The organism is Pseudomonas sp. AGC41 (genome assembly GCF_057334555.1).
Map to the genome: position 1 here is coordinate 100,442 of NZ_JBHFJB010000157.1, position 3,851 is coordinate 104,292.

Annotated in this window: 2 protein-coding genes and 1 pseudogene; 2 read left to right on the forward strand and 1 reads right to left on the reverse strand. The window is 61.2% G+C overall.

Annotation, left to right across the window (positions count from 1 at the left end; translation table 11 throughout):
- Positions 1-293 (forward strand): annotated as a pseudogene (locus ACE04F_RS27510) (EamA family transporter); the annotation flags it as partial.
- 217 nt (positions 294-510) lie between these two features.
- Here the strand turns inward: ACE04F_RS27510 and ACE04F_RS27515 are convergent.
- The gene (locus ACE04F_RS27515; protein WP_486108928.1) at positions 511-1,029 is read right to left on the reverse strand and encodes a glycine cleavage system transcriptional repressor; all 519 of its coding nucleotides are present in this window, start codon (positions 1,027-1,029) and stop codon (positions 511-513) included.
- A gap of 527 nt (positions 1,030-1,556) precedes the next feature.
- On the opposite strand from ACE04F_RS27515, the gene ACE04F_RS27520 reads away from it, so the two are divergent.
- Entirely contained in the window at positions 1,557-3,734 is a 2,178-nt protein-coding gene (locus ACE04F_RS27520) for a malate synthase G (RefSeq protein WP_486108926.1), read from the forward strand.
- Positions 3,735-3,851 lie beyond the last annotated feature (117 nt).

Here is a 3,851-nt window from a genome sequence, read left to right on the forward strand (position 1 = left end):
CGCCACCAGCGCCCAGGCGGCTTTCTGGACGACTTCCGAAGCCTGGTGGCCCCCCCCCCCCCGGCCCCGTGACGCTGGTGCCTCTGGTCTGCTTCAACGCGGCGGCGCGGCACCTGCCCTACACCACGCTGGGCTTCTTGCAGTACATCGCGCCGACGCTCGTGCTGCTGCTCGCGGTGCTTCTGTTTGACGAACATTTGTCGTCCAGCACGCTGGTGGCGTTCCTGTTCATCTGGGCCGGTCTCGCGGTGTACAGCATCGACGCGGTGGTCAGCATGCGTCGGCGCACCTGATCAAAAAACCAACACATCCCTACAGGCCACGTCCGGCGTGGCCTGCGCGCATCCTTCCCAAGGTTATCCACAACGTGATCCCCGGCGTTTGTGCACAAGCCTTTGAAAACTGGTGAATTTTTGACCATCACTGGCTGAGGCACGGCGGGCCTGGGCTGGCGCCGGGTCTCTACAGGTTATCCACAGGCAGGTGCAGCTTTTCCTTGGATAACCTGCGTCAGCTTTCGTCGCTGAGTTTCAGCTCGACCATCAATTCATCGGCCAGGGTTTCCAGGCGCTCCTGCAGGGTGTCCAGCGACAAGGTCAAGGGCACCCCGAGAATCGCCTCGGCATGAAATAACAATTCGCTGCTCATCGGCGCGGGTCGGACATGGGTAACCAGCCGCTCGACGTTCACCCCTTCCCCGCTCAACAAGCGCGTGATGTCGCGCACGATGCCGGGACGGTCATTGCCCACCAGTTCCATGGCGATGGGTTTCCAGGTGCAGGATTCTTCAATCGCATTTTCGGCAATCAGCACACGAATGCCATGGGCCGCCAGCCCATGCAAAGCCTCGATCAGTTCTTCATGAGATTCAGCCGGGGCGCTGAGACGCAGGATCCCGGCGAATTGCCCGGCGAGGTGCGACATACGGCTTTCCAGCCAGTTGCCGCCGTGCTCGGCAATACACTCAGCGATGCGCTCGACCTGCCCGGGTTTGTCCGGGGCGAAAACGGTGATGACGAGATGGTCCATGGCGCAGCCCTTCTGTTGATGGAACGGACAGTATAGGCAAGGCGGGAAATCAGCACAGTCGCGCGCTTTTGGGTTAAGGAGCTTGCTCGGCCCTGGACTGCGTAACGATCGTAAATCGCTGGTTCAGTGCTGCGCACTGAAGCGGGAGCAAGCTCCCTCGCCACAGGGAAATGTGTACGAACCTTATATTTATCTGGAACAATCCATCGTTTTTTTGAGAACATCCGGTTCCGCGCTGTGACTGTAGTGCTTTGGTCGGTCGCGGAACGACGCAATTAGTCTGATTTTCACAACCGTAACTGATCATGTAGTATGCCGCAGCGGGCACTACATAACCGCAATGCCTAATGTTGCACCGATGTCTGCCCAGGCCAGTCGCACCCCTGAAAGCCCCGTCAGCAAGGCTTAACCCAGCCGCCAGCAATGGCATGTACTGGTCCGGGGGTTTGTGGTTTAAATGTCCCGAGGCTTCATTGTCCAAATCGAAGAGCTGAAAAGCGCAATAGCTGAGCAGAGTGAGGCAAGCAATGACTGAACACGTTCAAGTCGGTGGCCTGCAGGTCGCCAAAGTCCTGTTCGACTTCGTGAATAACGAAGCCATTCCCGGAACCGGCCTCACCGCCGACGCATTCTGGGCCGGCGCCGACAAGGTCATCCATGACCTGGCACCGAAGAACAAAGCCCTACTCGCCAAGCGCGACGATTTCCAGGCGCAGATCGATGCCTGGCACCAGGCTCGTGCCGGCCAGGCCCACGACGCCGTGGCTTACAACGCCTTCCTGCAAGACATTGGTTACCTGCTGCCAGAAGCGGCGGATTTCCAGGCCACGACCCAGAATGTCGACGACGAAATTGCCCGCATGGCCGGCCCGCAGCTGGTGGTGCCGGTGATGAATGCCCGTTTCGCCCTCAACGCCTCGAACGCCCGCTGGGGTTCGCTGTACGACGCGCTGTACGGCACCGATGCGATCAGCGAAGCCGATGGCGCGGAGAAAGGCAAAGGCTACAACAAGGTCCGCGGCGACAAGGTCATCGCCTTCGCCCGCGCCTTTCTCGACGAAGCAGCCCCGTTGGCGGCCGGCTCCCACGTCGATTCCATTGCCTACAAGATCGTCGATGGCAAGCTCGTCGTGACTCTCAAGGGCGGCAGCAACAGCGGCCTGCGCGACGATGCCCAACTGATCGGTTTCCAGGGCGAGACGTCGGCGCCGAGCGCGGTGCTGCTCAAGCACAACGGCCTGCACTTCGAAATCCAGATCGACGCCAGCACTCCGGTCGGGCAGACCGACGCCGCCAGCGTCAAAGACATCCTGATGGAAGCCGCGCTGACCACCATCATGGATTGCGAAGACTCGGTCGCCGCCGTAGATGCCGATGACAAGGTGGTGATCTACCGTAACTGGCTCGGCTTGATGAAAGGCGATCTGTCGGAAGAAGTCGCCAAGGGCGGCCAGACGTTTACCCGGACCATGAACCCTGACCGCGTCTACACCGCCGCGGACGGGTCGAGCGTGACGCTGCACGGCCGTTCGCTTTTGTTCGTGCGCAACGTCGGTCACCTGATGACCATTGACGCAATCCTGGACAAGGACGGCAATGAAGTGCCGGAAGGCATCCTCGACGGCCTGATCACCAGCCTGGCCGCGATCCACAGCCTCAACGGCAACACCTCGCGCCGCAACAGCCGCACCGGCTCGGTGTACATCGTCAAGCCGAAGATGCATGGCCCGGAAGAAGCGGCGTTTACCAACGAGCTGTTCGGCCGCGTCGAAGACGTGCTGAACCTGCCGCGCAACACGCTGAAAGTCGGAATCATGGATGAGGAGCGCCGTACCACGGTCAACCTCAAGGCGTGTATCAAGGCGGCCAGCGAGCGCGTGGTATTCATCAATACCGGCTTCCTCGACCGCACCGGCGACGAAATCCACACGTCCATGGAAGCCGGCCCGATGGTCCGCAAGGCCGACATGAAGGCCGAGAAGTGGATCGCCGCGTACGAAAACTGGAACGTCGACATCGGTTTGAGCACCGGTCTGCAAGGCCGCGCGCAAATCGGCAAGGGCATGTGGGCCATGCCGGACCTGATGGCCGCGATGCTCGAGCAGAAAATCGCCCACCCGATGGCGGGCGCCAACACGGCATGGGTCCCATCGCCGACCGCTGCCGCCCTGCACGCGCTGCACTATCACAAGGTCGATGTATTCGCCCGCCAGGCCGAGCTGGCCAAGCGTGCCCGCGCCTCGGTCGACGACATCCTGACCATCCCGCTGGCGGTCAACCCGAACTGGACGCCCGAGCAGATCAAGCATGAACTGGACAACAATGCCCAGGGCATCCTTGGCTACGTGGTGCGCTGGATCGACCAGGGCGTGGGCTGCTCCAAGGTGCCGGACATCAACGACATCGGCCTGATGGAGGACCGTGCAACGCTGCGGATCTCCAGCCAGCACATCGCCAACTGGCTGCGCCACGGCATCGTCACCCGGGACCAGGTGATGGAAAGCCTCAAGCGCATGGCACCGGTGGTCGACCGCCAGAACGCCAGCGACCCGCTATACCGCCCGCTGGCGCCGGACTTCGACAGCAACATCGCCTTCCAGGCGGCGGTCGAACTGGTGATCGAAGGGACCAGGCAACCAAACGGCTATACCGAGCCGGTGCTGCACCGTCGTCGTCGCGAGTTCAAGGCAGCCAATGGGTTGTGATTGAGCGGTAACATGCGGCAAATAAAAAAGCCCTGATCGAAAGGTCAGGGCTTTTTCATGCGGGCTGTTCAGTCCCGAAAGTTTGCAACAGTTTCAGGCCTGGACAGGCTTCCGTGG